Genomic DNA, 26,154 nt, shown 5'->3' on the forward strand with positions numbered 1-26,154 from the left:
AAAGGTGGCACTGCGGGAAACCAGGGTTGTCAGCCCAGATCGCTGCGCCAGGCGTCAGATCGCGCGCAACCTGATCGCCGGGACACTGCTCAAGCTCGGCCCCATCGCCCGCAAGGCCACCGGCGTCATCTCGGGCATCGGGATCGACTACCGGGCCGCGCGACGGGCCACGGACGTCGCCCTGGCCGGCGACCCCGCCCGCCTCTACGAAGCCCTGCGCGGCGGAAGGTTCGTGCTGGTCGCGCCGGGAATGGCGGCCCACGGAATCATCGCGCCCTGGGCCGACCGAGTGACGGTCGTGGCTCCGGCCGACCCTTCCACGCCGACATGCTCGTCCGTCCCGACGCACACATCGCCTGGGCCGGCGACCGGCCCGAAGCCGGCCAGTTGACCGCGGCGCTCAACGCCGCCTGCGGCGCGCCCCACGCGGCCAACGCACGGCGGTGAGTAGCCCGGCGGTTGCCCCTCATCTCGCGTGAGGGGCATCGATCAGGTCCGCGAGCTGGTTGAGTGTGCGGGTGGACAGCACCACCCTCGGCGCCGGCCAGCTCGAAGACTTGTCCCACCTCCGCCGGACGTCCAGGAACAGTCGCGCGGGTTCCTCGCCGCGCACCCGTGAACCGCCACTGCCCTCCCAGGCGGCACTGATAAAGTGGTCGGCGTGAATGCATTGCGACTGCGGTGGATCGTTCCGGCGGCAGTGCTCGTCGCCGCTGGCGCGGTGACCGTGTTCACCTGGAAGCCCTGGAGCGCCGGCGTCATTACGGGTGCCACCGCCGGTCCGACGCTGACCGGCCACACCGACATCGTCAATGACGTCGCCTTCAGCCCCGACGGCACGACCCTCGCCAGCGGCAGCGCGGACACCAGCATCCGGCTGTGGAACGCCGCCGACGGCAACGCCGGCAAGGTACTCGTCGAGGGCGAGCGCGTCCATCGCATCGCTTTCAGCCCGGACGGAAAGAGGGTCGCCAGCACGGGCTCGGACGGGTCCGCACGGCTGTGGACGGTGAGCGACGGCAAGGTGGACCGCGAGTTCGAGCCGATCACCGAGCGGGGCCCCGGGCAGTACAGCATCTCGCTCACTGCCGGCTCGTCCGTTGCCTTCAGCCCCGACGGGCAGTCGATCGCCACCGGCGGAGGCAACCATACGCTCAAGTTGTGGACGTCCGGTGGCACAGTCCGCAGCATGCTCAAGGGCCCCGAGACCACCACGCTCAACGCGATCTGGGCCGTCGCCTTCAGCCCGGACGGCACGACCCTCGCCGGCAGTTGGGACGGCGCCGCCGAGCTCTGGCGGCTGGCGGACCCGAGCACCCGCCGCGGCCTGAAGGAGGTCGACGCCATCGTCAACGATCTCGCCTTCAGCCCCGACGGTTCAACCCTCGCCACCGCCAGCTGGGACGGCTCCGTGCGGCTATGGGAGGTGGTCAGCGGGCGGAAGGTGGCGACGTTCGACACGGGCACCGACCGGGCCAACACGGTCGCCTTCAGCCCGGACGGCCGGACCCTCGCAGTCGGCGGCGCCGACGCCGGCGTGCGGCTGTGGGACATCGCCGAGCAGCGGCCGGTCACCACGCTGACCGGCCACAGCGGGTACGTCACGAGCGTCGCCTTCAGCCCTGACGGCAAGACCCTCGCGAGCGCCGGATCCGACAAGACCGTGCGGCTGTGGCACCTGACCCGGAACTGAACGGACGTTCGCCCCGGCGACGGCAGAGTCAAGTGGCGGCGTCGGGATCTGCCCAACTACCCGCTTGTCCCAGTGATAGAAATGGATCAGACCCTTGGTGGCAGGTGAATGCCTAACGCCGACAGGTGGGTTTCGCCGACGGAGGTTATGGTCAGTGCTCGATCTGTTGCCCTGCGAGCCAGCCAGCCTTGTTCGAGCAGCGCTGCAAGGAGCGCTGAACCCAGCCGCCCAGCAAGATGTGGTGCGGACTCGGTCCAGTCGAGGCAGCCGCGAACAGCCGGGCCGGAGCCTGATGGCAACGAGGCGATGCCCAAGTGGACCAGGAGAGGGTGGTCGAAGGCCGACACGGACCCCGTTGATCCGGCAGCGAGGGGGTCGATGACCCGGCCGGTGACGAGGCGGTCGGCTATGGCGATGGACAAGTGGCCGCCGAGGTGGCTGTAGCAGGCCCGGGCGACCTGAAGTCTCGCGCCGCGCTGGGCGTCCCGTAGTGACTCCACCGGCAAGAGCGGCGCGACGGCCGCCAGCGCTTCGATGGCCGTCGCCACTTCAGCTGAAGCGAGCCGGTGCTGCTTCTGCCGCCCGACGATGTTGACGGAGATGAACCCGGCATCTAGCAGGTGCCGAAGGTGTGATGTCGCCGCCGAAGGCCGGACACCTGCGGCGTTGGCTAGGTCGCGTGCTGTGTGGGCCTGCCCGTCCATGAGTCTGAGGAGCATGGCAGCACGGACTGGGTCGGCGACCGCCTTGGCGGCAGACGCCAGGTTGTAGTCGGGCGCGTGCACTGGGCCAGACTACGGCAAGAACAGTTTCGGTCATCGTGAAGTGTTTTGCTGGAAGGCTGGCGTCATGGTGTACCAACCGATCTTCACCGAGCCCCGTCGCCAGTCCGAACCCAGCCGCACGCTGAGCGATGCGGACTTTGCCTGCCCAATCGAGGACCGGTATTTCGAGGACTACACGCAAGGAGCGGTCTACGAGTATGGCTACTACGAGGTCGAGGAGGCCGAGGTCGTCGATTTCGCAAGGCGTTTCGACCCCCAGTCCTTCCACATAGACCCCGATGCCGCTGCAAACAGCCAGTTTGGTGGGCTCATCGCCAGCGGCTGGCACGTCGGGGGCATGATGATGCGTCTTTTCGCCGACCACTACCTGACCAAGGTGGCGAGCCTGGCCTCGCCGGGTCTGGACGAGTTGCGCTGGAGCGCTCCTGTCCGGCCTGGCGATCGGCTGAAGCTGCGCACCACGATAGTAGAGACTCGCCTTTCCCAATCGAAACCTGATCGCGGTCTGGTCCGTACGAAAGCGGAACTCATCAATCAGGAGGGCGCGGTGCCGGCGATGTTCGTCGCCGTGAACTTCGTCGCCCGTCGCCCTGTTTGACTGATCTGAGCGGAATTACTCAGACGTGGTTACGGCGAGCCCGGCTGCTTCGTGCTGGAGCGGCACCTTCGCGACCAGCACCGGATGCCCGGTCAGTACCCCGAGTTGGGCAAGGTCGCCGAGGACATCGACGCCGCGATGGCCGGCGGCATGCTCACCCGGCCGATCGAGGTCTACCGCGGCCTCGACCTCTACGGCCTGATCGGCGCCGCACCGGGCCAATGGCGCGGCCGGGGGTTCCACGACCCGGCCCCGGCGCAGGTCAGCACCGACCGGGCCGCGGCCGCCCGGCACGGTGGTCGCCGTGACCGTCCCGCCCGGCGTCGGCGCGATCCGGCTCGCCGACCCCGCGGAGGAATCACGCAGGGCCGCGAGCAGCTGCAGGCACGCGAGTAGCAGGAACGGCCCGCCCGAACTTCGGGCGGGGCGTTCGTGGAGGGTGCCGGGGAAGCGGCGGGGTCAGCTGACCGCGGCGACGCCCGTGGCCTGGCAACAGACCACCTTCTGGGACAGGCGGTGACCGCATTGCTGCCTGTCGAGCCGAGTAGCCGGGGTGGGGATCATTTGGCCGTGGGGTCCGGTCGTGCTCACCATTCAGGAGGATGTCCATCGGCGCCGTCGTACCTACGCTGTTTGCGACGGACGGCTGGCGGGCCGGGGTGACGCGCGGAGGCGGGCGTGCAGTTCGACGAGCTCGACCTGACGTGGGATGACGGGGATGAGCGGCGCCGTCAATGGCAGCACCGTGCCGTCGCGCGAAGCGAGGCGCGAGCCCGCAGACGCCGGGGGTCGCGGGCATTTCTGGCGACGCTGCTGGTGCTGGCGGTCCTCGGGAGCGTCGCGGCCGGGGTGTACCTCGGTGCTGGCCGGTTGCAGAACCTGCGCGCTGCGCCCGACTACGACACCGGCGGTACCGGCGAGGTGATCGTCGAGGTCAAGCCGGGCGACACCGCGTTCGTCATTGCGCAGACCCTGCTCGACAAGGGCGTGGTGAAGAGCGTCAAGGCGTTCGTCCAGGCCGCCGACCGTGAGCCGCGGAGCACCGCGATTCAGCCCGGCACGTACCGGCTGCGCAGCCGGATGCGTGCGGCGGACGCGCTGTCGATGCTGCTCGACCTCGGTAACAAGGTTGTGAACCGTACGACGCTGCGCGAGGGGCTGTCGTATGTGGCGACGTTCAAGGAGCTGGAGAAGTCGACCGGCATCCCGTACGCCGACTTCGAGGCGGCGGCGAAGGACCCGGTGGCGCTCGGCGTGCCGGACTCGTGGTTCACCCGCCGGGACGGCAAGCCGTCGAAGAAGTCGGTCGAGGGCTTTCTCTACCCGCTCAGTTACGAGTTCGCGCCCGGCTCGACCGCCGAGTCGGTCCTCAAGGAGATGGTCGGCCAGTTCCTCAAGGTCGCCAACGAGATCGGCTTCGTCGACAACGTGCAGTCCGCGCTGTCGGTCAGTCCGTACGAGGCGCTGATCGTCGCGTCGCTGTCGCAGGCCGAGGCGGGGGTCGAGGAGGACCTGCCGCACATCGCCCGGGTCGCCTACAACCGTGCGTACAAGGCGAAGATCCCGTTGCAGTTCGATGTCACCGCTAATTATTGGCTGGAGATCAACGGCAAGGACCCGAAGCACTCCGGCAAGCTCTCCAACGCTGAGCTCGACGACCAGGCTAACCCGTACAACACGGTGAGCAAGACTGGGCTGCCGATTGGACCGATCAACAGCCCGGGGAAGGAGGCGCTGCTCGGCGCGATGAACCCGACGCCGGGGAAGAACTGGCTGTTCTTCGTGGTGATCGACAAGTCCGGAAAGTCGGCGTTCGCCGACACTGTCGCCGAGCACGACAGGAACGTCCAGCAGGCGTGCAAGAACGGCATACCCCTCTGCTGATGGGCCGGGTCGCTCAGGTCGGCGGCCGGGGGAGCCGCTCACGCCCAGCCCATGAGTCCCGCAGCGGTGACGTCCGCATGGCCGCGCAGCCTGCCGGGCCAGACGCTCGGCACGTCGCGGTGCAGCGTTCGCCCGGGCGGCCAGCTATCTCATGGCGGAGCTATCGCGCGGCTACCGTACGTCCCGCGTGGCGAGGTGGTCCTGGAGGCGGGCGTGGCGGAACTGGTACTCGGCGCCTACCCGCCGCAGGACGCCGCGGCGGTAGGCGTCGTCCAGGAAGTCCATCAACGACCATGGCAGTTCGCCGGACGCGGCCAGCAGGCACCGGGCTACCTGCAGCCGTGCCCACGCGTATTGCAGCCCGAGCAGGAGACCGGCCGCGAATCCGATCATGAGCGCGGCCATCAGCCCGTTCGCGAACCCGAACTGGTCGCCGACCAAGAATCCGAGCGCGATACCGAGCGCGGTCCCGGCGGAAAGCCCGTCGGTGAGCAGCGCCGTGCGGTCACGCCGGTAGGCAAGGCGTGGATCGAGCAGTTCGGTCGGCGATGCCATCCCGGCCGGCCCGAAGCCGAGCTTGCGCGAGAATATGCCGCCGACGCCGGCGACGATCCCGGCCGCCAACCCGCTCTTCGGCCCGATCAAAAATCCGAAGGCGATCCCGTTGGTGAGCATGGCCGCGCATTCGCCGCGCCGCAGATGCGTTCGGCGTGGCCGATGATGGCTGGCGGGATCGCCCGGGAAATCGGTGATGCGCAGCGCCGTGACCGCGATCCTGGTCAGGAGACCGACCGCGAACCCGGCCACGCCTCGACGCAGGCCGGCCGGCCGGTGCCCGCCGATGGCGTCGACGAGGTGCCACCAGGCCAGGTCGCGGGTGCGTTGCTGATCCAGATGGCGGGCAAGGAAGGCCAGCCACCGCTCGGCCTGCTGCGGCGCGTAGTCTCGCTGGGCCGGCAGGTCATCGTCACGGATGGGGGTGCCCGGGCCGTAGACGGCAGGCAAGTACGCACGGAGCAGGTGCTGCTGGATGGCGTTCGCATCGGTTACCGTGACTAGGTCCGCGGGGTCCGCGCGGACTGGGCTGTAGACGGTCCGAGCCAGATACACCATCAGCGGTGTCGCCAACGCCTGCGCGAGGGCTCCGTCCGGCTGGGCCCGCAGGTGTGCGATCACCGGTTTCCACCGATCATGCCCGTCGACCTGCCCGGTGGGTAGGTAGTCTGCGGCCTGCGCGGCGGTGACGGGCTCGATCTCGACCACGACAGCGCGGGCCAGCGGCGTGCCGGAGCCGGCGATGACGTCCTGGTACTCCTGCGCCCGGCAGGTCAGCACCAGCGGCTGGTGCGGGCCGACCGCATTGGTCAGCGCCGCGATCGCGGCCGGGCGCAGGGCGTCGGGCATCTCATCCAGGCCGTCGAGCACCGGCACGATCGCGGTCTGGTCGACCAGGATTCGTGCAGTGGTCCGGCCTTGCGCTGCCCGGGCAGTCAGGTGCGGGTACTGGGTGGCCAGGCGCTGGGCCAACCAGGTGTCCAGATGCGTGCCGGTCGGATCCCAACCGGCCAGGTTGAACAGTACCGGCACCGGGTCGCCGGACTCCCGGCGTTGCAGCAACCGGTGGACCAGCAGCACGGCCGCCGACGTCTTGCCGGCTCCCGGCGCACCGATAACCACCAACTGCCGGGCGGGCAGCCGCTGCCATACATCGGCGATTTCGGTGACGTCGCCGTGCAGCCGAAGCCGAGTCACCCGCCCTACCGCAGAGCCAAAGACTTCGGCAGGCGCTGCCGCCACCGGCCGGCCGGTCGAGGACCACCGTACCCGGATCGGGCCCGGCCGCAGCAGACCGCGTGCCTGGGCCTCCCGGTACCACTGCCGGGCGACCTGCCCGGCCAGCCCATCGGCCGCATCCCGCACGATCGCAGCCAGGTCGGCCGGCGCCGCCCGTGCCGCGTTGTGCCCCAGCACCACCGTGACGACCAACGCGGCTGCGGCCAGCACGGCGCCAGCAACGCTACCCAACTGGTCAGCGGTCGCCAGCCACGACGGCGCACCGGTAGCCAGGAACACCAGCATCCCGACCAGCGCGACCACCGCCGCTGTCCCACCGAGCATCCACCACCGCGGGCGTGTCCGACAACCGTCTGCTGGCACCGCGCCATCATGACCGGTCGACGCCAACCCCGCACCCGCGGCGCCGCATCATCGGACAACCAAGCCGACGATCACCGACCGAAGATTCGCGACAGCATGTCGCAGGGACGTTTCCGGGCTACGACCCTGACAGCCGGGATCGACAGTGCGTCGTCCTCGTCGGGGTCCGGATGCCATTCCCTCAGCGGCACGGCGCCGGGCGCCAGGATTTCCCAGCCGTCGAGCGAGCCGGCGATTCGTCGCCCGGCTGGAGCGGCTCGGATTGCGCGACGACACGATCGTCATCGTCACCTCCGACCACGGCGACATGCTCGGCGAGTGCGGACTCTGGTACAAGATGTCGCCGTTCGAGCCGTCCGCGCGCATCCCGCTGATCATCCACGCGCCCGCCACGTTTGCGCCGCGCCGCGTCCAGCAGCCGGTCTCCCTGCCGGACCTGTTGCCCACGCTGGTGGACCTCGCCGACGCTGCGCCGGCCAACACCGCCGGACGCAGCCTGCTGCGACTGGCCTGGGGCGAAGACAAACCCGGCCCCGACATCATCATCGAGTACCTGGCCGAAGGACTCGCCACCCCCCAGGTGACAGTCGTGCTCAGCCATGACGACCGAGATGGATCGGTCGAGCCCCGACCTGTCCGGGTTCACGGGCGAAGGCTTGGCATCGGCTCGTGATGTGGCGGCTAAACTGCATACACTTATTCCACTGTGGGTGCACGAACAGCAGGGAGACCGCCATGCTCGACGAACTCGTCACGGCTGCGCACACCCTCGCCCGGCAGGGCCTCGTGACGGCCTTCGGGCACGTCTCGGTGCGCACCGGCGACACTGTGACGATCACGCCTCCCGCCGACCTCGCGACGGTCACCGTCGGCGACCTGCGCCATCTCGATATCGGCACGGAGGCACTCCCGGCGGGTGTACCCCCGGAGACGTGGGCACACCTGGAGATCTATCGCAGTCGTCCCAACGTCACGGCAATCGCTCGTGCGATGCCTCCCGCTGCCTTTCCGGCGGCCGCGACGGCGGACCGCATCCCGGCCCTGCACGGCCAGGCCGCGTGGCTGGGCACCACGATCCCGGTGCATCGGCCCGCCCAGCTGCTGCGCACCCGGCAACTCGCTCAGGCGGCAGCCTCGGCCCTGGGTCCCGGCTCGGCGCTGCTGCTGCGAGGGAACGGCGCATTGACGGTCGACACGTCGCCCGGCCTCGCCGTGACCCGTATGTGGCTGGTCGAGGTGGCCTGCGATACCTGGCTGCGCGCTGCCGCCGCCGGAACGCCTCACGCCCTGTCCGAGGACGAGGTGCTGGCGTGGCAAGGCACCGCCGCATCGCTGCTGCCCCGGCTGTGGCAGAACCTCGCCCGGTAACCGCCCCGCGGCGCACCCACTCGCCGGACGGACCTGTGCGGACCGCTCAACCGGTCCGGCTGTGCGGGCAGTGGTAGAGGCGGGCCTGTCCCCGCGGTGGCCGCGATCGACGACCTTGCCGAAAGGTGGCGTCTAGTAAGGGCGGGCGCCGGGGTACGGGCCGTCCGGGTCGACGGTGCGCATGATGCGTCCGCAGATGTCGTGCAGCTGCCGGGGTTGTGCCTTGGTCAGCGGGTCGAAGACCAGGCGGCGGACCTCGGCGACGTGGCCGGGTGCGGTCTCGACGACCTTCTCCAGGCCCTCGTCGGTGAGGATGGCGAGCGTGTAGCGGCCGTCGTCGGGGTCGGGGGAGCGGCGCACCCAGCCCCGCTTCTCCAGCCGGCCGATGGCCTGCGAGAGGCGGGGGAGCGAGCCCTCGGAGATGGCCGCGAGCAGGCTCATCCGCAGCCGGCGCTCCGGCGCCACGGAGAGTCCGGCGAGGGTCATGTACTCGAAGAGGTTGATTCCGGCGTCGCGCTGGAGCTGGGCGTCGAGCGTGCCGGGGAGGCGCACCAGCACGGAGAACAGTGTCACCCAGGTGTTCTGCTCGTCCTGGTCCAGCCAGCGGGGTTCGTCGGTCACGCCGACATCATAACAACGACTTGCATGTTGAACTCACCGCGGCTACCTTCAACTTCACTGTTTAAGTCATCTCGCCTGATGGGGAATCATGAACATCGCTCTCTGGGTCGTCGCTGGGCTGGTCGCGGCCGGTTTCCTGTTCTCCGGTGTGTTCAAGCTCGTCCTGCCGCGGGAGAAGTACGTCGCCGCTCAGCCGTGGGCGGCGGATGCGCCGCTGTGGGCTCCGACGGTGATCGGTGTGCTGGAGGTGCTGGGCGCGGTCGGTGTGATCCTGCCGGCCGCGATTGGCGTCGTGCCGGTGCTGGTTCCGGTCGCCGCGGCCGGGCTGGTGCTGGTGATGGTCGGCGCGGTGGTGATGCATCTGCGGCGTGGTGAGTTCCCGGCGCTGGCGCCGAGCGGGGTGCTGCTGATCCTGGCCGCGGTGGTGGCGTGGGGCCGGTTCGGGCCGTACGCGTTCTGATCGGGGTGACGGGGGCCGCGGCGGCGCCCCGCGGCTCCGGCGCCTCGTCCTCGGGGGCGTGAGGAGTTCCTGCTCCCTGCCAATCCATTTCGCTCTCTAGTCATACGTGCCGCAGCGACGTAAAGTGTATGCAGTTTTGGGAAGGAGTGTCATGATCACCGGATTGCATCACTACGCATTGGAGGTTCCGGACCTCGAGGTCGCGGACGGTTTCCTCAACGACTTCGGCCTCGAGACCACCGACAAGGACGGCGCCCTCATCGCCTCCTGCCCCGGACGGGACCAGGAGCAGGTTCGGATGATCCGAGCCGATCACAAGCGTCTCCAACACGTCACGTTTACCGTGGCCGACGGTCAGTTGGACGCGCTACGGGAGCGTCTGGAGAGCGCCGGGGCGCCCGTCCTGGCAGAGCCGCCCGCCGGCGCGAGCGGCGAGGGCCTGTGGGTGGCCGACCCGGACGGAACGCCCGTCCAGCTGATCGAGAAAGACCCTGCGCCCGCGCGGGCGGTCACTGGCATCGCGGCGAACGTCGGCGGGCGGCGCGACCGCGTCGGGCAGCGGGCCTGGACCGAGCTGACCAAGGACACGACACCGCAACGGCTGGGCCACTCGCTGCTGTTCACCGCTCAGCCGGAGGCGATGGAAGCCTTCTACACCACCGTGCTGGACCTCCGGGTCAGCGATCGGATCAAGGGCCTGGTCACCTTCCTCAACGCGGGGCCCGGTGACCACCACGTCTTCGGGTTCATCCGCAGCAGCCACCGCGGCTTCCACCACGCCAGCTTCGAGGTCCCCTCCATCGACGCGATAGCGCTCGGCGCCGACCGCATGCGCTCGCGGGGACGAGCCGCGGGCTGGGGCCTCGGACGGCACACGGTGGGCTCGAACTTCTTCCACTACATCCCCGACCCCTGGGGCTCATGGATCGAGTGGTTCTCCGACATCGACCAGATCGACGACTGCTGGGTCGCCCAGGAATTCGACGTACCGCCACATCTGTGGGGAGCGCCGCCACCACCGGAGTTCCTGCAGAACCGCGAGCCGGCCACACCTTCCATCCACCCACGAACGGACAGGAGCACACCATGACCAACGCACAGACGATGGCCCAGGACGTCAAGACGATCTTCGCCGGCATCGACACCCTCGACCCCGCCAACTTCGTCCGCCATCTCACCGAGGACGTCGTCTTCCAGTTCGGCAACAACGATCCCGTCGTGGGACGGGACGCCGTCGCGGAAGGCGTCCGGGGTTTCTACACGACGATCGCAGGCATGCGCCACGACGTCCGCCAGGTCTACGTCGACGGCGACATCGCGATCGCGAAGGTGGACATCGTCTACACCCGCCTCGACGGGAAGTCGGTCACCGTGCCCAACGCCGACATCCTCACCTTCGAGGGCGACAAGGTGCGGGACTGGCGGATCTACATCGACCTGACTCCGGTGTACGCATGATCGAGCTGATCGACATCGCTTACGTCCGCTCCGGGGTCGCCGACCTCGACCGCGCCACCTGGTTCGCCACCGGCATCGTCGGGCTGGAGCTCGTCGAGTCTTCGGAGCGCGGGGTCGCCCATCTGCGTGCCGATCACCGGCACCACTGCCTCGCCCTGGTCGAGGGGCCGTCCGGCGTCCTCGCATCGGGATTCGAGGTCGCCGACTCCGACGCCCTGGCCCTCGCGGAGACCGAACTCGAGAGCAGGGGCTTCCAGGTCACGCGCGGCTCGGCCGAGGAAGCCCGCTCGCGTCGGGTCCGCGAGTTCATCGGCTTCGACGATCCGTTCGGCAACCACCTCGAGCTGGTGAGCCAGCAGGAAACGATCACGCGGCCGGTCGCCCTGACCCGCACCGCCGGTATCACCGAGTTCGGGCACCTGTGCCTGGACGCACCGGATGTGCACGAGGCATACCGTTTCTGGAACGGTACCTTCAACGCGCGGGTCTCCGACTGGCTCGGGGACAGCGCCTGCCTGATGCGGATCGACCCGGTCCACCACAAGCTGGCCGTCTTCCGGGGCGACGAACCGGGGCTGTGTCACATGAACTTCCAGGTGGCCACGATCGACGACGTCTTCCGGAACTGGCATTTCCTGCAGGATCACGACGTCCAGATCGAACAGGGGCCGGGCCGGCACCCGCAGTCGACGGCGATCTTCCTCTACTTCCTCGGCCCCGAGGGGTTCACCTACGAGTACTCCTTCGGGGTGCGCCGCATCGAGGACGAGGCCGGTTGGCGACCCCGCACCTTCGACCCGGCGGAGCCCGGATCCATCGACATGTGGCTCGGTCCCACCAAGCGAGTGTCGACCCAACGCCAGGTCGTCAAAACCTCCGTACGCTAGCGCATCGACCTCTGACGCGGAGCATCCATGTCACTGCACATCGAGACCGTGAGGATCGACGTCGGCGGTGTCGCCACGACCGTCATCGACACCGGCGTGCCGGCCGCCGACACCGGACACCCACCGCTGCTCCTGCTCCACGGGTCGGGGCCGGGCGTCACCGCCACGGCCAACTGGCGCGCGGTCATTCCGGCCCTGGCGCGTACGCGTCGTGTGATCGCACCCGACCAGCTCGGCTTCGGCGGCACGGCGACGGGGGAGGACCGCCAGTTCGGCCGGGCGGCCTGGACCGGTCACGCCGAGGCGCTGCTCGACACCCTCGGCGTCGGAACCGTCGACGTGATCGGCAACTCCATGGGCGGCGCCATCGCGCTCTCGTTGGCGCTGGCCCGCCCGACGGGAGTGCGCCGGGTGGTCCTCATGGGCCCGATGGGCGTGGCCATGACCCTCCCGGCGGGCCTCGACGCCGTCTGGGGATATGCGCCCGGCCTGGACAACATGCGCGCGGTCATCGATCTGTTCGCCTACGACAAGTCGCTGATCACCGACGATCTCGTGGAGATGCGGTACCGGGCGAGCCTGCAGACCGCCGTCCAGGAGTCGTGGGCGGCCATGTTCCCGCCGCCACGGCAGCGGTGGGTGGACGATCTCGCACTCAGCGGGGTGGAACTGGCCGCGATCGAGCAACCGGTGCTGATGGTGCACGGCCGCGACGATCGGGTGATGCCGTGGCGGGACTCGAGCGAGCCGCTGCTGGCCGCGCTGCCCGACAGCCGGCTGCACCTGCTCTCCGGCTGCGGCCACTGGACGATGATCGAGAAAACGGCCGACTTCCTCAGCGTCGTCAGCTCGTTCCTCGATCACCCTCGGGCCGGCTGAGATGGGCGTCGGCCTGGAGCCGCCGCTGAGGCGCTTCAGGCCGACGCGACGGCGGCGAGCGTGGCATGCCAAGCCGCTTCGTTGTTGTCCACCATCGCCACCGCCTGCGGCACGGCGCGCGGCTCGTACCCGGGAGCGCAGTCCGCCAGCACGTGCAGTGCCGTCCGGGCGAGGTGGTGGGCCAGACCGCTGGTGACGTCACTCAACCGGCGCTCGATGAGGGCGTCGAGGATCTCGGCGTGCTCGCGGTCGCCGGCCGCGTCCCATGTCCGGGGCTCTCGCGCCTGATAGATCCTGATGTAGCGCGCGGCCTGGTCGGCGTGCAGCCGCAGTTGGCGTTGGAGCGTGGCGCCCGCTCCGGCGGTCAGGGTGCGGTGGAATTCCGCGTGGACGTCGATCCAGCCCTCGATGTCGCCGCGTTTGGCGCAGGCCCGCATCTGCTTCAGTTGCTTCTGCGCCGTGCGCCGGCACTGCGTGTCGAACCGGTCGATGGTCAAGGTGATGCCCAGGACCTCCAGCAGGATGCGGCTGCCGTAGACCTCGTCCAGCTCCTCGGGGTCAAGCTCGGCGACCCGCGTACGCTGGTTCGGCTCGACCGTGACCAACCCCTCGTTCTGCAGCAGGCGCACCACCTCACGCAGCGGAGTTCTGCTCACCCCCAGCTGTTGCGCCAGGGTCACCTGGGACAGTTTGGAACCCGGCTGCAGCGTTCCGTCGAGGATCCGGTCGCGCAGGTACGCGTGGACATAGGGGATCGCCTGGCGGGGCTCCGGGATGTCGACCTTCTCGATGCCCGGGATCAGCGTGGTGCGTGGCATGGACCAATCATTCCTCACGTCGTTACATCGGCGGACACGAGCCCGAAACCTTGACGGGCCTGCAAAACTGCATACACTTTTGATATGGGTCGTGGAACTCCCGGCCCTGACCACCGGCCTTCCGGCCGGGACCACCGGCTCGTCTCCCGGGCCGCGGAGGATCCGTTCGTACACAAGGGCTTGCGCACGCGAGCTCTGGCGCCGGCGCCTCAACGAGGGCAGCCCGCAGATCCGATTCCTGGTGGGTGCCGGGACCTTCGACTGGAAGTGAGAACGCTGTGAACGTAGAAGCGGCATCACAGCCGCGCACCGTGGGAGTCATCGGCCTCGGCCGGATGGGGCTCCCGATCGCGCAGAACCTGCTCGAGCGCGGCTTTGCGGTCATCGGATACCGGCGCAGCGGCTCGCCGGAGCTGGCGAGCGCCGGCGGTGTCGTCGCCGGCAGCCCGGCGGAGGTCGCCGCGAGCAGTGACGTCCTGCTGTCGATCCTTCCCGACATCGCCGCCGTCGAACGCGTCATCGGCGGCCCGGACGGCACCCTCCGCTCGCTGCGGCCGGGCACCGTCCACGTGGAGATGAGCACCGTCGACGTCGAGGCCAAGCGCAGCCTCCGCGACGCCGTCCGGGCGCAGGGCGGCGACCTGCTCGACGCGCCGGTGAGCGGGAGCCCCGGCATGGTGCGGGCCCGCCTGGTGAAGGTCTTCGCCTCGGGCGAACAGGCCAGCGTCGAGCGGGTGAGTGACGTGCTGACAGCGGTGTCCGGACCGTGGGTCAACGTCGGCGGCTTCGGTGCCGGCGCGACGATGAAGTACATCTCCACGATGCTGATGGCGACCCACGTGGTGGCGGCCGCCGAGGCGATCGTGACGGCGCGCCTGGCGGGTCTGGACCTCGAGCTCGCGCAGCAGGTGCTGGACGGGTCGATCGCCGGGTCGGCGCTGCTGGCCCAGCGCGGTCCGGTGATGCGCCGGCGGGCCTGGCTGCCTGCTCCCGGACCGGTGGAGACGCTGCACGCGATCCTCGAACAGGCCGAGGAGTTCATCGGTACGCTCGGCCTCGACGCGCCCGTGTTCACCGCCAGCAAGGAGATCTTCGACAAGGCGGTCGCCGACGGCTGGTCGGAGCTGGACATCGCCTGCGTACACGATCAGATCGCGGGTCAGCAGGCCCTCGCGGGCGCCGAGACTCTCCGATGAGCACGGCGTACACCCAGCCGTGGTCGCTCATCTCCTATCGCGACGGTGACGCGGCATCGGCTGCGGTACTGCTGCGGGACGGGACCGTCGTCGCCCCTCCGGAACTCAAGCAGTGGGACACGATGCTCGACCTGCTCGACGACTGGGAAGCCGCCGAGCCGGTGCTGCGGCAGCTGCGATTCGAGGGAGCGCCGAGCGTGGCGGCGGAGGAGCTCCTGGCGCCGCTGCGGTATCCCCGCAAGCTCATCTGCGCCGGGGTCAACTACCGGCGGCACATCCGGGAGATGGGCGCCGAGGTCCCCGCCGAAGGATGGCGACCGTTCTTCTTCCTCAAGCCGCCGACGACGACCATCGTGGGGCCTGACGACCCCATCGTCGTCCACGACCCGGAACTCGCCCGCTACGACTGGGAGGCTGAGCTCGCCGTGGTCATCGGGCGCGGCGGGCGGGCGATCCCGGCCGCGGACGCGCTCGGCCACGTGGCCGCGTACGCCGTGGCCAACGACGTGACGGCTCGCGCGCGCCACGAGCGGACGGTGGTGCCGGGAGCGCCGTTCCGCTACGACTGGGTCGCCTCGAAGGCGATCGACAGTTCCTTCCCCATGGGGCCCGGCCTGACCCCGGCCTTCTTCGTGCCCGAGCCGCAGGACCTGCGGATGCAGCTGTGGGTCAACGGCGAACTGCAACAGGACGAGACGACCGGGGACATGATCTGCACGGTCGCCGAGCTCATCGCGGAGGCCAGTCAGGTGATGACCCTGCAGCCCGGTGACGTGATAGCGACGGGCACTCCCTCCGGGGTGGGCGCGCCCCGTGGCCGCTACCTGCGCCACGGCGACGTGGTCCGGGTGGCCATCGACGGCCTGGGCGCCATTCAGAACACCGTCTACGAGCCAGGAGCAGAAGCATGATTTTCGTGTCCCACGTACGCCCCGTCAACGAACCCGGCGAGCCGGTGCTCGACCGGACGGCGGTCTGGCAGGGGCTGGTCCTCAAGGCCAACAACGCCCTGCCCTTCGTCCCCAACATGACGTACTGCGAAGTGATCGGCACGATCTCTCCGACCGTCTTCGACCGGGAGATCGACTTCCGGGGCGACCGGTTCGTCGAGCGCATCACGCTCGAGGAGCCGCACCGGGTGGTGTTCACCCGCCTGTCCGGCCCGGTCCTCGGCACCATTGCCAATGAGATCGAAGCGGGCGAGGCCACCGGTGACCTCCGGCTGCGCTTCAGCTTCGCGCTGACGGTCTCGGGGGCGGCCGGCGGCTCCCGGGAGGAGAAGGAGTACGCCGACACCATGACCGGCGACTATCTCAAAGCCGTCCAGTCCACTTTGGAGGCCATCAGGCGGATCGCTCGCGAGGAGCGGGCCGGCGATCCGGCGACGGCGGCGCAGACATGAAAGTCATCGTGGATTCCGCGCGGTGCAACGGGCACGGGGAGTGTGTCATCGAGGCGCCCGATGTCTTCGATCTGCCGGACGACTCGGACGTGGCCCTCGTCCGTGACGAGTTTCCGGACGGTGCACGACGCGCCGCAGTGGAACGGGCCGCGGCGATGTGCCCCGTGGCAGCCATCCTGATCGAGGGCTGACATGACCGGCGTCGTTGTCGTCGGCGCGGGCCTGGCCGGCCTGCGCGCGGCGGAGTCACTACGACAGCGTGGTTACGAGGGCGCGCTGACGATCGTGGGCGACGAGGCACACGGCCCGTACAACCGGCCACCGCTGTCCAAGGACCTGTTGCGCGGTGCGGTCCCCGACGACTCCTGCCGGTTCGACACCGCCGGCCTGGACGCGACGTGGCTCCTCGGCCGCAGTGCGGTGCGACTGGACGTCGCCGGCCGCCACGTCACGCTCGACGACGGACGCCGGCTCGGGTACGAGCGGCTGCTCGTGGCCACCGGCTGCCGCGCACGGCCCTGGCCGGCGCCCGTCCCGCCGGTCGGCGTCCACATGGTCCGGACGCTCGATGACGCCCGGAAGCTGCGGGCGGCCGCACGCGAGTCGCGTCGCGCGGTGATCGTCGGGGGCGGCTTCATCGGATGCGAGATCGCCGCGACGCTCCGCGCGCTCGGTCTCGATGTCGTCCTGCTGGACACGGCCGAGCAGCTGATGACTCCGCTCGGTGCGGAGCTCGGCGAGCGCGCCCGTGCGTGGCACGAGGACGCCGGCGTCGCCATCCACCTGGGCATCGAGGTCGAGCAGTTCCTCGGTGCCGACCGGGTGAGCGGCGTGCGGCTGGTCGACGGCCGCGTGTTCGACGCCGACCTCGTGGTGATCGGCATCGGAGCCGTGCCCAACACCGAGTGGCTCGCGGACTCGGGTCTCGAACTGGTGTCCGGCGGCGTCCGGTGTGACGAGCGCTGCCTTGCGGTGGGCGCGCCCGAGATCGGCGTCATCGGTGATGTCGCCGCCCGGCCGGACCCCTGGACCGGCACACCGAGGCGGGTCGAGCACTGGACCAACGCGGTGGACACGGCGATCACCGCCGCCGCCAATCTCCTCGCCGGCCAGGGCGGCGGCACGGTTCACCGCTCGATACCCACCTTCTGGTCCGACCAGTACCACTACAAGCTCAAGGCGGTGGGATGGCTGGCGGCCACGGATGCCGTCACCGTGGTCGCCGACGAACCCGACCAGGGGCGGTTCGTCGCCGAATTCCACCGCGACGGGCAGCTCGTCGCGGCAGCGACGGTCAACGACCACCGCGCACACCTGGGCTATCGCCGGCGGCTGGCCCACGTGGCGATCCGTCCCGACCAGCTGCCGCTCTCCGCCTGACACCCCGATCCGCACCGAAGGAGCAATCATGACCGTGACCGAGTGGGTGCCGAGCACCGCGATGCAGGAGGTCGCCACCGGCACCGCGGACACCGTTCTGTCGGCCTACGAGACCATCCTCGCCGACCGTTCCGTCGCACGCTACGACGACGGCGAGGGCAACGTGATGTGGGGCATCTTCTCCTACGAGGAGGCCGAAAAGGCAGCGGTGGACTCGGATGCCTTCAGTAGCGTCACCGTGCCCGAGGGCGCACCGAGAATCCTCCCGCTGATGTCCGATCCGCCCGAGCACAGCGCCTACAAGCGGTTGTTCAACTCCTGTTTCCGTCCTGATCGCATCGCGGTCATCGAGACGCGGATGCGACCGGTCGCGGCCGAGCTGATCGACGCGATGATCGGCGCGGGCACCGCCGACGTGGGCGCCCAGTTGGCCTACGAGTTCCCCACACGCACGCTGTGCGAGTTCATCGGACTCGGCGACGAGTGGAAGTTCTACGGCCGTTGGGCCAGCGAGATGGAGAAGGCCACGGCCGCCGGAGTACGCAACGCGGGCGAGCGTCTGCCCGAAGAGCTCATGGCCGAGGTCACGCCGCCGCTCCTCGCGTTGATCAACGCCCGGCGCGAGGCACCGGGCGACGATGCGATCAGCCGGATCGTCACCGCCGGCCTCGACGGGGCACCGCTCACCGACAACGAGGTGGTCGGCCTCGTCATCGCGCTCTTTCTGGCCGGACTCAACACCACCGCCAGCGGCATCGGCAACCTCGTCTACCGCCTGGCCCGCGACCAGGAGGCCCAGCAGTTCCTGCGCGAACATCCGGACCGGATCGCCGACGCGATCGAGGAAGGTGTACGGCTCGACAGCCCGCAGCAGGAGATGCCGCGCCGGGCGAAGCGCGACGTCGAGGTCGCCGGCTCGGTGATCCCGGCCGGCTCGGCGGTCTTCCTCAACTACGGGTCCGCGAACGTCGACCCGAAGTCCTGGGAGAACCCTGACGTCTTCGACCTCGACCGCCCGGACAAGCGCCGGCACCTGGCGTTCGGACGCGGACAACACTCCTGCCCCGGCGCTCCGCTCGGACGCATGCAGATGCGGGTCGTCCTGGAAGAGCTCCTGAGCCGGACGGCGTCCTTCTCGGTGGCCGGCCCCGTCCAGCGCCTCACCTGGCCGCGGCTGTCGGTCGAGCGTCTCCCGTTGCGCCTCGTGCCCGCACATGCCGCCTGAGGGGCAGCTGACCTGGGCGATACGGGGCAGCTTCGTGGACTACATCGCCTCGCTGAGCGACGGCCGGGCCGTGCTCAGCGACGGCGCACACGTCACGCCTGGCGAAGGGATCGTCTTCCCGGTACGCCACGCCGACCTCACAGCCGGTGCCGGCAGGGTGTCCCTGCGTGGCGCGGTTCGATTCGTCGGCCACGGCGGTGCGCTGGACGTCCGTATCGCGGCCCCGGAGCTGGAGCTATCGCACTCCTCGGGAAGCATCACGATCGCATCGGCGCTCGGACGGGATCCGATCGCTCAATACGCTGTCACATCGCGGCACACACCCACCGAGATGCGCTGGCTGGCGCACGACGTCCGCCTGACCGAGGCGGGTGCCGATCTGTTCTCGGGTGTCTATCCGCCCGGCGAACAATTCGACCCGTTCACGGTGGCCATACGCCTCTAGTGCGTCATTCCGAGATCCTGCACCAAATAGTTTAGGAGGACGTCATGGGAGATGTCCGGTCAATTGTCATCGACGTTCCCGAAGCGGAGCTTGACGATCTTCGCGGCCGACTCGCAGCCACCCGATGGCCGGCTGCCGGTCCCGACGTCGGCATCGAGCAAGGACCGACTACAGCGAAGATCCAGAACCTCATCGAGCACTGGCGGACCCGGCACGACTGGCGGCAGGCCGAGCGGATGCTCAACAACTGGGGCGTGTTCCGTACCCGCATCGACGGACTCGACATCGACTTCCTGCACATCCGCTCACGGCACGATGATGCGTTCCCGCTGCTGCTCACCCACGGCTGGCCCGGTTCGGTACTGGAATTCCGGCACGTGATCGGAGCGCTGAGTGCCCCTGAGGCGCACGGCGGGCGCGCCGCCGACGCCTTTCACCTGGTGCTGCCCACGCTGCCGGGCTTCGGCTTCTCCGCCGCGCCGACCGAGACCGGCTGGGGAATCAGCCGGACGGCGGCGGCATGGGAAACACTCATGGCGCGCTTGGGATACCAGCGGTGGGGAGCGCAGGGCGGCGACCTGGGCAGCGCGGTCACTGAGGAACTCGCCCGCCGAGGGGCCTCCGGCCTGGCCGGGATTCATCTCAACATGCTCACGTTCCAGCCCACGGCGGCAGAGATCGAGGCCGCTGACGCGGCGGAACTCGAAGCCCTGGCCGACGCCGAGCACTATCGGCAGCATCTGGCCGGGTACGCGGCCCAGCAGACCACCAGACCGCAGACCATCGGCTACGCAATTGCCGACTCGCCGACCGGATTGGCCGCCTGGATATACGCCATCTTCCAGGACGCCTGCGGCACACCGGGCGACGCGGAGGCGAGCTTCGCCACAGACGACCTGCTCGACAACATCGCCTGGCACTGGTTATCCGGCTCGGCGGCGACCGCGCCGCGGTACTACTGGGAGATCGCCCGCGAGGGATGGCACCCCTCGTCCACCCCGGACAACCCCCTCGCATTGCCCACCGGGGTGACCATGACGGCACGAGACTGCATGCGCAAGTCCCGACGCTGGACCGAACGCCGCTACACCAACCTCGTCCATTTCGGAGAAGCCCCGGCCGGCGGTCACTTCGCTGCTTGGGAGCAGCCAGAGCACTTCGTGAACGACCTTCGAGCCACCTTTGCGGGCCTCCGCGGCCATGACGAAGGACTACGGAGCGACCATCGCGAATCAAGCCGCCGGTAACAATGTCCGCTCGACCACCCACGACGCATCGACCCGGGAAGCGATCGCAGCGCGGCTGGAGTAACCATTCGCATCGGTGCTGACGTACGGTGCGGTCTCGAGGGTGTCCAGGCCGTTCGTCTCGAATGCCCATGGACACCCTCGTTGCACCCTTGGCCGGTCTTGGCCCGGCTGGAATGGGCTTTCAGCCGGGCAGCAGGCTGCGGTCCCCGCCGTGCACGGGCACCACGGCCCCGTTCACGTAGCTGCTGTGGTCTGCGACCAGGAACAGCACGACGTCGGCGATCTCTTCCGGGTCGCCGATCCGGCCGCGCGCCGACAACTGGTCCATCACGTCGCCCTGGACGGCCAGCACGTGCTCCATTCCAGGGGTGCGCACCACCCCTGGCGCGATCCCGTTGACCCGGATACCAGAGCCGCCGAACTCGGTGGCCCAGTAGCGGGTCAGCGTCTCCAACGCCGCCTTCGACGCGCCGTAGACGGCACCGACCGGCCCGGTCATGTTCGCCACGGTCGAGCTGATATTGACGATCGTGCCGTGACCACGCTCGACCATTCCCGGCGCCAGCTCCGCGACGAGCTGGAACGGCGCGCGGGTGTTGACCGCCAGGTGTCGGTCGAAGCTGTCCGAGCTGGTGTTCGGGGTTGAGGCGATCTCGTACACCCCGGCGTTGTTCACCAGGATGTCCACCTGCCCCGCGTCGGCCGCCAGCCGCTTGACGTCCTGGGCGGCGGAGAGGTCGGCGGCGACGAATCGCGCCCGGCCACCCCGCTCGGCGATCGCGGACACCAGTTCGGCCCCGCGGCGTGCGTCCCGGCCGTGCGCCACGACCTCGGCGCCGTTTTCTGCGAGCCGCACCGCGACAGCCCGGCCGATACCCGACGTGGCACCGGTCACCAAGGCTGTCTTTCCTGCGAGATCAGACACGTCGATCCCTTTCTGGATTGATTGACCCGTTTGTGTGGACGCCTTTGAGGTTGCCATGTGTACGAAGCAGTACACATGACGATACGGTACTGTACACCTGTGACGGAGCGCGGGGAGGCGAGGGCGGACGCGATCCTCGACGCGGTGACTGAGCTGATCTCAGAGATCGGGTACGAGCGGCTGACCACCGACGCGGTGGTCAACCGTGCGCGAGCGTCGAAGACGACGCTCTACCGTCGGTGGCCGGGCGGTAAGCCGGAACTGGTGGCGTCGGCACTTCGACGCGCGGCCGATTGCGCACCGATCAGAGCGGGGGACACCGGCAGCGTCGAGGGCGACCTGGAGGCCTGTCTGGCCTCGATGGCGGATACGTTGGTTGGCAGGAACGGTCCTGCGTTGATCGGGCTACTCGAGGCCGGCCGTCAGGACGACGCCTTGCGCGAGCAGATGCGCCGCTCCTTCGAGGCGTCGTGTCGCGCGAACGCGGCCGCCGTGACGCGGTACGCAGCGGCGCGAGGCGAACGCGTCGATGAGCATCTCGTCTGCGAGGCCATGCGGGTCGCCTTCGCTTGGACAATGAGCCGGATGGTCTTCGACGGCACGCCCCCGGACGCGGAAGCCTGCCGAGACTTCGTAACGAGGACGCTGTCGCGTTTGGTGTCGGCCGCCTGACACTGCCTGGCCGGGGCCTTGTGGATAGATCGTGCTGGCAGTCGGAGTCATCAGAGTCTGAAGAAAGCTAGACGCCTTTGCGTTCTACCAGGTCGAGGGCGTGCTGGACGGCTCGCATGGGATAGTTGGGGGCGCAGTCGCGCAGCACGCGCTCGGCGGTGCGGGCGAGGTGGTGGGCCAGGCCGGACAGGGCGGCCTCGTGGTCGCGGGCCGCTAGCGCTTCCAAGATTGCCGCGTGCTCAACGTCGCCGGCGGCTTGCCAGCTGGCTGGCTCGGACAGCTGGTAGATGCGGATATAGCGGATCGTACGATCGGCGAACATCATGAGTTGTTTCTGCAAGGCCGTGCCGGCGCCGGCGGTGAGCAGGCGGTGGAACTGGGCGTGCGAGTCGAACCACTGGGCGAAGTCGGCAGTCTTGGCCGCCTTGCGCATCGCGGTGAGCGCTTGCGTGGCCTGGCGCTGGTGGGCGGCAGTGAACGACTCGAGCGTGAGCGACAAACCGAGCGTCTCCAGCAAGATGCGGCTGGCGTAGATGTCGTCCAACTGTTCGGGGTCGAGGCCGGCGACGCGCGTGCGCTGGTTGGGCTCGATCTCGACCAGGCCCTCTTCCTGAAGCATGCGCAGCACCTCGCGAAGGGGCGTGCGGCTGACGCCGAGTTGGTCGGCCAGGGCCACCTGCGACAGCTTGGTGCCGGGCGTCAGTGTGCCGTCGAGGACGCACTGACGGAGGTACGCGTGCAGCGCCGGGATCGCCTGCCGGACCTCGGGGAGATCCACCTTGCGGAGGCCCGGCACGAGCGTTGGGATTCGAACCATGCCGGCATTCTCTCCGATCCCTCGGCGGAACTGCATACACCTCGCAAGCGTGAAACAGACTCTTGACGCGCCCGCAAAACTGCATACAGTTTAGTTCATGACGGATCTGCTTGGGCGCGACTACTGGCTCATAAGGTCCATTCCCGCCGCGCATACCACCGACGCCGATGTCCTGGCGCACGTCGAGGAGCACCTCGACTGGCTGCTCAAGCTCGAGGCCGACGGCGTGGTCTTCCTGTCCGGACCGCTGACCAGCGGGCCCGATGTCCGGCCCGGCTCCGGAGTCACGGTCCTGCGCGCCGGCAGCGCCGAGGAGGCACGCGCGATCGCGCTGGGCGACCCGTTCGTCCGAGCCGGTCTACGCACCGCCGAGGTCTACGGGTGGCGCGTCAACGAGGGCGCGATACGCGTCCAGATCTCGCTGGGCACCGCTACCTACGAGTGGATGTGAGCTGTGACGCAGGCCCCGGGTTCGAATATCTGAGTTCCTGCCGTGTCCGACCGGCCGCCGGGTAGGGGCCGGTCGGACACGCCATTCACGTCGTACCTCAGTTCATCAGGCTCTCGGCGACGCGAGCGGCCGTACGTCGGATGATGTTCGCATCGCGGTGCACACGAGCGAGCACGAGCGCGCCTTCGACGGCACACAGGGCCATTTCCGCGCGCTCCTGGGCGTCGGCGATGCCGAAGGCGGTCAGACGAGCCGCGATCACGTCCTGCCACGTCCGATATGTGCGCGCGCAGAGGTCGCGGACCTGGGGGTCGTCCGACGCCAGTTCCAGCGCGGCTGTCGCGATCGGGCACCCCAATCGGTAATCGCTCGCCTCCAGCGCGCCGGCGAGCTCGTCTGCGAAGACGATCACCGCCGCAGCCGGCTCGATGCCGCTATCGGAGAGCGCCGTCAGTCCGTCGGATATGCGTCGGGCTTCGTAGTCCAGGGCGGCGAGCACGAGTTCGGCCTTGCCGCCGGGGAAGTGGTGGTACAGCGATCCCCGCGGCGCCCGCGCCCGTTCAAGGATCGCGAGCGTCCCGCTGCCGTGAACGCCCTGCGCACGGAACATGTAAGCCGCAGCCGCCAGCAAACGATCGCGCGTATCTTCCACGCCTGCAGTCTAGCGCCAGTAGACCGATCTACATACTCTATGGGCATGCGTTCGACGGGAATTGGCCTCTGGACAGCAAGCCTGGACGGAACGGCAGTAGCCGAGCTCCCCGGCCTCGTCGCCGACCTTGACGCCCAGGGCTGGGCGTCGCTGTGGTTCGGCGAGGCCTACGGCAGAGAGGCCACCACCACAGCCGCCATCCTGCTTTCGGCAAGCAGCCGGCTCCGCGTCGGAACCGGCATCGCGAACATCTATGGGCGCGACGCGATCGCCTGCGCCGCAGCGGCGCGCACCCTGCACGCGCTCCATCCCGGCCGCTTCACGCTCGGGCTCGGGGTTTCCCATGCTCCGTTGGTCGAACGCATGCGTGGCCACCGCTACGGCCGGCCGCTGCGGGAGATGGGCGCGTACCTCGACGCGATGCTCGCTGCTCCGAGCGTGGTACCGGGCGAACAGGAGCTGCCGCCGATCGTGCTGGCCGCCCTGGGCCCCCGGATGATCGAGCTCGCGCGGGATCGCACCCAGGGCGCGCTGCCCTATCTGGGACTTCCTGAGCACACTGCGCAGGCCCGAACGCTGCTCGGCGACGAGCCGACGCTCATCGTGGAGCAGGCCGCCGTCGTGACCCCGGGCATCGGCGAGGAAGAATGGCGCCGCCGAGCACACGTCCACCTCGAGCTCTACACCGGGCTGCCGAACTATCGCGCGTCGCTGACCCGGCAGGGATTCAGCGACGATGATCTCGTACGCGGCGGTAGCGATGCCCTGAAGCGAGCGATGGTGCCCTTCGGCCTCGATGCCACCCTCTCTCGCATCGACGAGCACCTCGCCGCCGGTGCCAATGAGGTGCTCGTCCAGGTCCTCGGGCCGCAGATGCTGACGCCGCCCCGGTCCGACTGGGCACTCATGGCAGAGGCACTCCGGTGACCGTCCCCGAGGCCAGCCAGTGGTGGGCAGCCGGCCGCACCCTGGAGGTGCCTGTCGCCGGTGGTACCCGTCGCGTCTTCATCCGAGACGAAGGCAGCGGTCCGTGCCTCACGCTGCTGCACGGCTACCCGGCGTCGTCCCTGGAATGGGCCCAGATGTGGCCGGCTTTGGCGTCCGTGCGACGGGTGGTAGCGCTGGACTTTCTCGGATTCGGCGCCAGCGAAAAGCCCAGCCGGTACTCCTATCCACTCGATGACCAGGCCGATGTCGTCGAGGCGGTGTGGCGCTCTCTCCGCATACGCGAGACCGAGGTCGTCGCCTACGACTACGGCGCGATCATCGCGCAAGTCCTGCAGGCCCGCCACGCCCCGATTTCGCAGGTCACCTACCTGAACGCCGGGCTCTTTCCCGACCTCTACCGGCCACGCCCCATCCAGCGCATCGCACCGCTGCCAGTCCTGGGGGCATTGCTCTGGCGTCGCTACGACGAAACCGCCTTCTACCGTAGTTGGCGTGCGGTCTTCGGGCCGGACCATCCGCTTGATCGCCGAGCCGCTCGTGAACACTGGGTCGCGCTGACCCGTAACGATCCCAAGGCCGGAGCAGCTCGCGCGCTGCTCTCATACATCACTCAACGTGCCGACCGGGCGGACGAGCTGGTCTCCACGTTGAGCGGGCCGACGCCTACCAGATATCTATGGGGCATGGCCGACCCGGTCTCCGGCCGGTTGGTCGCGGAAGGACTTCGCACCCGCCTCCGCGCACCGGATCTCATCGAATTTCCGACGGTCGGACATGCACCTCATCTGGAGATCCCTGACGTGATCGCCGCCGAACTTGTACGCGGATAGTTGGGGCGGGGGCAGCGGCAGTATTCCGGCACCGGCGGACGGGTCGAGCACTGCTCGCTCGGTCGCGGCGACCGGTCTGACGCTGGCCGCGACGTTCCTGCCGCCCGTGGTCCTCGGGCCGGTCGCCGGTGTGATCGTCGACCGGTGGGACCGCCGGCGGGTCATGATCGGCACCGATGTGGTCCGTGCGGGAGCAGTCGTGCTGCTGTTGCTCGTCCGTGCACCGGCCGACCTCTGGCTGGTCTACGCAGCGCTGGTGGTCGAGAACGTCGGCACGGTGCTGTTTCGATCGGCTGCCCAGGCGCACCACCCGCGATCGTCGGCACCGGTCCCGCGCTGAGCAGCGCCAGCGC

33 protein-coding genes are annotated in these 26,154 nt (G+C 69.1%); 26 read left to right on the forward strand and 7 right to left on the reverse strand.

From position 1 onward, the window contains the following. Nucleotides 1-4 precede the first annotated feature (4 nt). The 3 genes from ACQPXD_RS13610 (at nt 5) to ACQPXD_RS13620 (ending at nt 1,693) form a co-directional block, all read left to right on the forward strand. Nucleotides 5-391, forward strand: a complete 387-nt coding sequence (locus ACQPXD_RS13610; protein WP_432844392.1) for a hypothetical protein — start codon at nt 5-7, stop codon at nt 389-391. Continuing rightward, on the forward strand, nt 352-447 hold the full coding sequence (locus tag ACQPXD_RS13615; protein WP_432843828.1) for a hypothetical protein: 96 nt from the start codon (nt 352-354) through the stop codon (nt 445-447). Before ACQPXD_RS13610 ends, ACQPXD_RS13615 begins: the two co-directional genes overlap by 40 nt. A 214-nt stretch (nt 448-661) precedes the next feature. After that, nucleotides 662-1,693, forward strand: a complete 1,032-nt coding sequence (locus ACQPXD_RS13620; protein WP_432838273.1) for a WD40 repeat domain-containing protein — start codon at nt 662-664, stop codon at nt 1,691-1,693. Nucleotides 1,694-1,779: 86 nt separating this feature from the next. Here the strand turns inward: ACQPXD_RS13620 and ACQPXD_RS13625 are convergent, their stop codons facing one another. Next, nucleotides 1,780-2,478, reverse strand: a complete 699-nt coding sequence (locus ACQPXD_RS13625; RefSeq protein WP_432838275.1) for an ArsR/SmtB family transcription factor — start codon at nt 2,476-2,478, stop codon at nt 1,780-1,782. 64 nt (nt 2,479-2,542) lie between these two features. On the opposite strand from ACQPXD_RS13625, the gene ACQPXD_RS13630 reads away from it, so the two are divergent. From ACQPXD_RS13630 to mltG, 3 genes are all read left to right on the forward strand, one after another. Then, nucleotides 2,543-3,076 carry a MaoC family dehydratase gene (locus ACQPXD_RS13630; RefSeq protein ID WP_432838277.1) on the forward strand — a complete coding sequence of 178 codons (534 nt, stop codon included), beginning with the start codon at nt 2,543-2,545 and terminating at the stop codon, nt 3,074-3,076. An 84-nt stretch (nt 3,077-3,160) separates the two neighbouring features. Further along, the gene (locus ACQPXD_RS13635; RefSeq protein ID WP_432838279.1) at nt 3,161-3,472 is read left to right on the forward strand and encodes a hypothetical protein; all 312 of its coding nucleotides are present in this window, start codon (nt 3,161-3,163) and stop codon (nt 3,470-3,472) included. A gap of 282 nt (nt 3,473-3,754) precedes the next feature. Next, complete coding sequence (gene mltG, locus ACQPXD_RS13640; protein WP_432838281.1) at nt 3,755-4,960, forward strand: endolytic transglycosylase MltG; 1,206 nt, start codon at nt 3,755-3,757, stop codon at nt 4,958-4,960. Between the two features lie 171 nt (nt 4,961-5,131). Here mltG and ACQPXD_RS13645 read toward each other — a convergent pair whose 3' ends face one another. Beyond that, nucleotides 5,132-7,057 (reverse strand): NACHT domain-containing protein, encoded by a 1,926-nt coding sequence (locus ACQPXD_RS13645; protein WP_432838283.1) that lies wholly within the window; start codon nt 7,055-7,057, stop codon nt 5,132-5,134. A 322-nt stretch (nt 7,058-7,379) separates the two neighbouring features. Between ACQPXD_RS13645 and ACQPXD_RS13650 the strand changes: the two genes are divergently transcribed. Beyond that, nucleotides 7,380-7,790, forward strand: a complete 411-nt coding sequence (locus tag ACQPXD_RS13650) for a sulfatase-like hydrolase/transferase (protein ID WP_432838285.1) — start codon at nt 7,380-7,382, stop codon at nt 7,788-7,790. A 62-nt stretch (nt 7,791-7,852) separates the two neighbouring features. Further along, the gene (locus ACQPXD_RS13655; RefSeq protein WP_432838287.1) at nt 7,853-8,485 is read left to right on the forward strand and encodes a class II aldolase/adducin family protein; all 633 of its coding nucleotides are present in this window, start codon (nt 7,853-7,855) and stop codon (nt 8,483-8,485) included. A gap of 132 nt (nt 8,486-8,617) precedes the next feature. Here ACQPXD_RS13655 and ACQPXD_RS13660 read toward each other — a convergent pair whose 3' ends face one another. Next, nucleotides 8,618-9,106 carry a MarR family winged helix-turn-helix transcriptional regulator gene (locus tag ACQPXD_RS13660; protein ID WP_432838289.1) on the reverse strand — a complete coding sequence of 163 codons (489 nt, stop codon included), beginning with the start codon at nt 9,104-9,106 and terminating at the stop codon, nt 8,618-8,620. 88 nt (nt 9,107-9,194) lie between these two features. Here ACQPXD_RS13660 and ACQPXD_RS13665 point away from each other — a divergent pair, with 88 nt between their 5' ends. The 5 genes from ACQPXD_RS13665 (at nt 9,195) to ACQPXD_RS13685 (ending at nt 12,790) form a co-directional block, all read left to right on the forward strand. Beyond that, entirely contained in the window at nt 9,195-9,566 is a 372-nt protein-coding gene (locus ACQPXD_RS13665) for a DoxX family protein (protein ID WP_432838291.1), read from the forward strand. Between the two features lie 151 nt (nt 9,567-9,717). After that, entirely contained in the window at nt 9,718-10,656 is a 939-nt protein-coding gene (locus tag ACQPXD_RS13670; RefSeq protein WP_432838293.1) for a VOC family protein, read from the forward strand. Continuing rightward, nucleotides 10,653-11,024: a nuclear transport factor 2 family protein gene (locus tag ACQPXD_RS13675; RefSeq protein ID WP_432838295.1), complete on the forward strand. Its 372-nt coding sequence runs from the start codon at nt 10,653-10,655 to the stop codon at nt 11,022-11,024. Before ACQPXD_RS13670 ends, ACQPXD_RS13675 begins: the two co-directional genes overlap by 4 nt. Then, complete coding sequence (locus tag ACQPXD_RS13680; protein WP_432838297.1) at nt 11,021-11,911, forward strand: VOC family protein; 891 nt, start codon at nt 11,021-11,023, stop codon at nt 11,909-11,911. Before ACQPXD_RS13675 ends, ACQPXD_RS13680 begins: the two co-directional genes overlap by 4 nt. 27 nt (nt 11,912-11,938) lie before the next feature. Next, nucleotides 11,939-12,790 (forward strand): alpha/beta fold hydrolase, encoded by an 852-nt coding sequence (locus ACQPXD_RS13685; RefSeq protein WP_432838299.1) that lies wholly within the window; start codon nt 11,939-11,941, stop codon nt 12,788-12,790. Between the two features lie 35 nt (nt 12,791-12,825). Here ACQPXD_RS13685 and ACQPXD_RS13690 read toward each other — a convergent pair whose 3' ends face one another. Beyond that, entirely contained in the window at nt 12,826-13,608 is a 783-nt protein-coding gene (locus ACQPXD_RS13690) for a GntR family transcriptional regulator (RefSeq protein ID WP_432838301.1), read from the reverse strand. Between the two features lie 311 nt (nt 13,609-13,919). Here ACQPXD_RS13690 and ACQPXD_RS13695 point away from each other — a divergent pair, with 311 nt between their 5' ends. The 8 genes from ACQPXD_RS13695 to ACQPXD_RS13730 are packed head-to-tail and all read left to right on the forward strand — an operon-like array spanning nt 13,920 to nt 20,503. Then, complete coding sequence (locus tag ACQPXD_RS13695; protein WP_432838303.1) at nt 13,920-14,804, forward strand: NAD(P)-dependent oxidoreductase; 885 nt, start codon at nt 13,920-13,922, stop codon at nt 14,802-14,804. After that, entirely contained in the window at nt 14,801-15,715 is a 915-nt protein-coding gene (locus tag ACQPXD_RS13700; RefSeq protein ID WP_432838305.1) for a fumarylacetoacetate hydrolase family protein, read from the forward strand. Before ACQPXD_RS13695 ends, ACQPXD_RS13700 begins: the two co-directional genes overlap by 4 nt. Beyond that, a complete protein-coding gene (locus ACQPXD_RS13705) occupies nt 15,712-16,206 on the forward strand; it encodes an SRPBCC family protein (RefSeq protein WP_432838307.1) in 495 nt (164 codons plus the stop codon). The genes ACQPXD_RS13700 and ACQPXD_RS13705 overlap by 4 nt, the downstream gene beginning before the upstream one ends. Next, entirely contained in the window at nt 16,203-16,397 is a 195-nt protein-coding gene (locus tag ACQPXD_RS13710) for a ferredoxin (protein WP_432838309.1), read from the forward strand. The genes ACQPXD_RS13705 and ACQPXD_RS13710 overlap by 4 nt, the downstream gene beginning before the upstream one ends. A gap of 1 nt (nt 16,398) precedes the next feature. Then, complete coding sequence (locus ACQPXD_RS13715; RefSeq protein ID WP_432838311.1) at nt 16,399-17,586, forward strand: NAD(P)/FAD-dependent oxidoreductase; 1,188 nt, start codon at nt 16,399-16,401, stop codon at nt 17,584-17,586. Between the two features lie 28 nt (nt 17,587-17,614). Next, nucleotides 17,615-18,811 (forward strand): cytochrome P450, encoded by a 1,197-nt coding sequence (locus ACQPXD_RS13720; protein WP_432838313.1) that lies wholly within the window; start codon nt 17,615-17,617, stop codon nt 18,809-18,811. Between the two features lie 34 nt (nt 18,812-18,845). Further along, complete coding sequence (locus tag ACQPXD_RS13725) at nt 18,846-19,256, forward strand: HtaA domain-containing protein (protein ID WP_432838315.1); 411 nt, start codon at nt 18,846-18,848, stop codon at nt 19,254-19,256. A 44-nt stretch (nt 19,257-19,300) separates the two neighbouring features. Continuing rightward, nucleotides 19,301-20,503 (forward strand): epoxide hydrolase family protein, encoded by a 1,203-nt coding sequence (locus ACQPXD_RS13730; protein ID WP_432838317.1) that lies wholly within the window; start codon nt 19,301-19,303, stop codon nt 20,501-20,503. A 184-nt stretch (nt 20,504-20,687) separates the two neighbouring features. On the opposite strand, the gene ACQPXD_RS13735 is transcribed toward ACQPXD_RS13730, so the two are convergent. After that, nucleotides 20,688-21,506, reverse strand: a complete 819-nt coding sequence (locus ACQPXD_RS13735) for an SDR family NAD(P)-dependent oxidoreductase (protein WP_432838319.1) — start codon at nt 21,504-21,506, stop codon at nt 20,688-20,690. A gap of 69 nt (nt 21,507-21,575) precedes the next feature. On the opposite strand from ACQPXD_RS13735, the gene ACQPXD_RS13740 reads away from it, so the two are divergent. Beyond that, on the forward strand, nt 21,576-22,103 hold the full coding sequence (locus ACQPXD_RS13740) for a TetR/AcrR family transcriptional regulator (protein ID WP_432838321.1): 528 nt from the start codon (nt 21,576-21,578) through the stop codon (nt 22,101-22,103). A gap of 67 nt (nt 22,104-22,170) precedes the next feature. Here ACQPXD_RS13740 and ACQPXD_RS13745 read toward each other — a convergent pair whose 3' ends face one another. Beyond that, a complete protein-coding gene (locus ACQPXD_RS13745) occupies nt 22,171-22,920 on the reverse strand; it encodes a GntR family transcriptional regulator (RefSeq protein WP_432838323.1) in 750 nt (249 codons plus the stop codon). 97 nt (nt 22,921-23,017) lie between these two features. Between ACQPXD_RS13745 and ACQPXD_RS13750 the strand changes: the two genes are divergently transcribed. Beyond that, nucleotides 23,018-23,371, forward strand: a complete 354-nt coding sequence (locus ACQPXD_RS13750; RefSeq protein ID WP_432838325.1) for a YciI family protein — start codon at nt 23,018-23,020, stop codon at nt 23,369-23,371. Nucleotides 23,372-23,468: 97 nt separating this feature from the next. Here ACQPXD_RS13750 and ACQPXD_RS13755 read toward each other — a convergent pair whose 3' ends face one another. Further along, complete coding sequence (locus ACQPXD_RS13755; protein WP_432838327.1) at nt 23,469-24,023, reverse strand: TetR/AcrR family transcriptional regulator; 555 nt, start codon at nt 24,021-24,023, stop codon at nt 23,469-23,471. A 45-nt stretch (nt 24,024-24,068) separates the two neighbouring features. Here ACQPXD_RS13755 and ACQPXD_RS13760 point away from each other — a divergent pair, with 45 nt between their 5' ends. The 3 genes from ACQPXD_RS13760 to ACQPXD_RS13770 are packed head-to-tail and all read left to right on the forward strand — an operon-like array spanning nt 24,069 to nt 26,141. Beyond that, nucleotides 24,069-24,950: a TIGR03620 family F420-dependent LLM class oxidoreductase gene (locus ACQPXD_RS13760; RefSeq protein WP_432838329.1), complete on the forward strand. Its 882-nt coding sequence runs from the start codon at nt 24,069-24,071 to the stop codon at nt 24,948-24,950. Next, entirely contained in the window at nt 24,947-25,801 is an 855-nt protein-coding gene (locus tag ACQPXD_RS13765; RefSeq protein ID WP_432838331.1) for an alpha/beta fold hydrolase, read from the forward strand. Before ACQPXD_RS13760 ends, ACQPXD_RS13765 begins: the two co-directional genes overlap by 4 nt. Further along, entirely contained in the window at nt 25,788-26,141 is a 354-nt protein-coding gene (locus ACQPXD_RS13770) for an MFS transporter (RefSeq protein WP_432838333.1), read from the forward strand. The genes ACQPXD_RS13765 and ACQPXD_RS13770 overlap by 14 nt, the downstream gene beginning before the upstream one ends. Nucleotides 26,142-26,154 lie beyond the last annotated feature (13 nt).

The sequence above is a fragment of the Dactylosporangium sp. CA-092794 genome (genome assembly GCF_050948465.1).
Lineage (GTDB): Bacteria > Actinomycetota > Actinomycetes > Mycobacteriales > Micromonosporaceae > Dactylosporangium.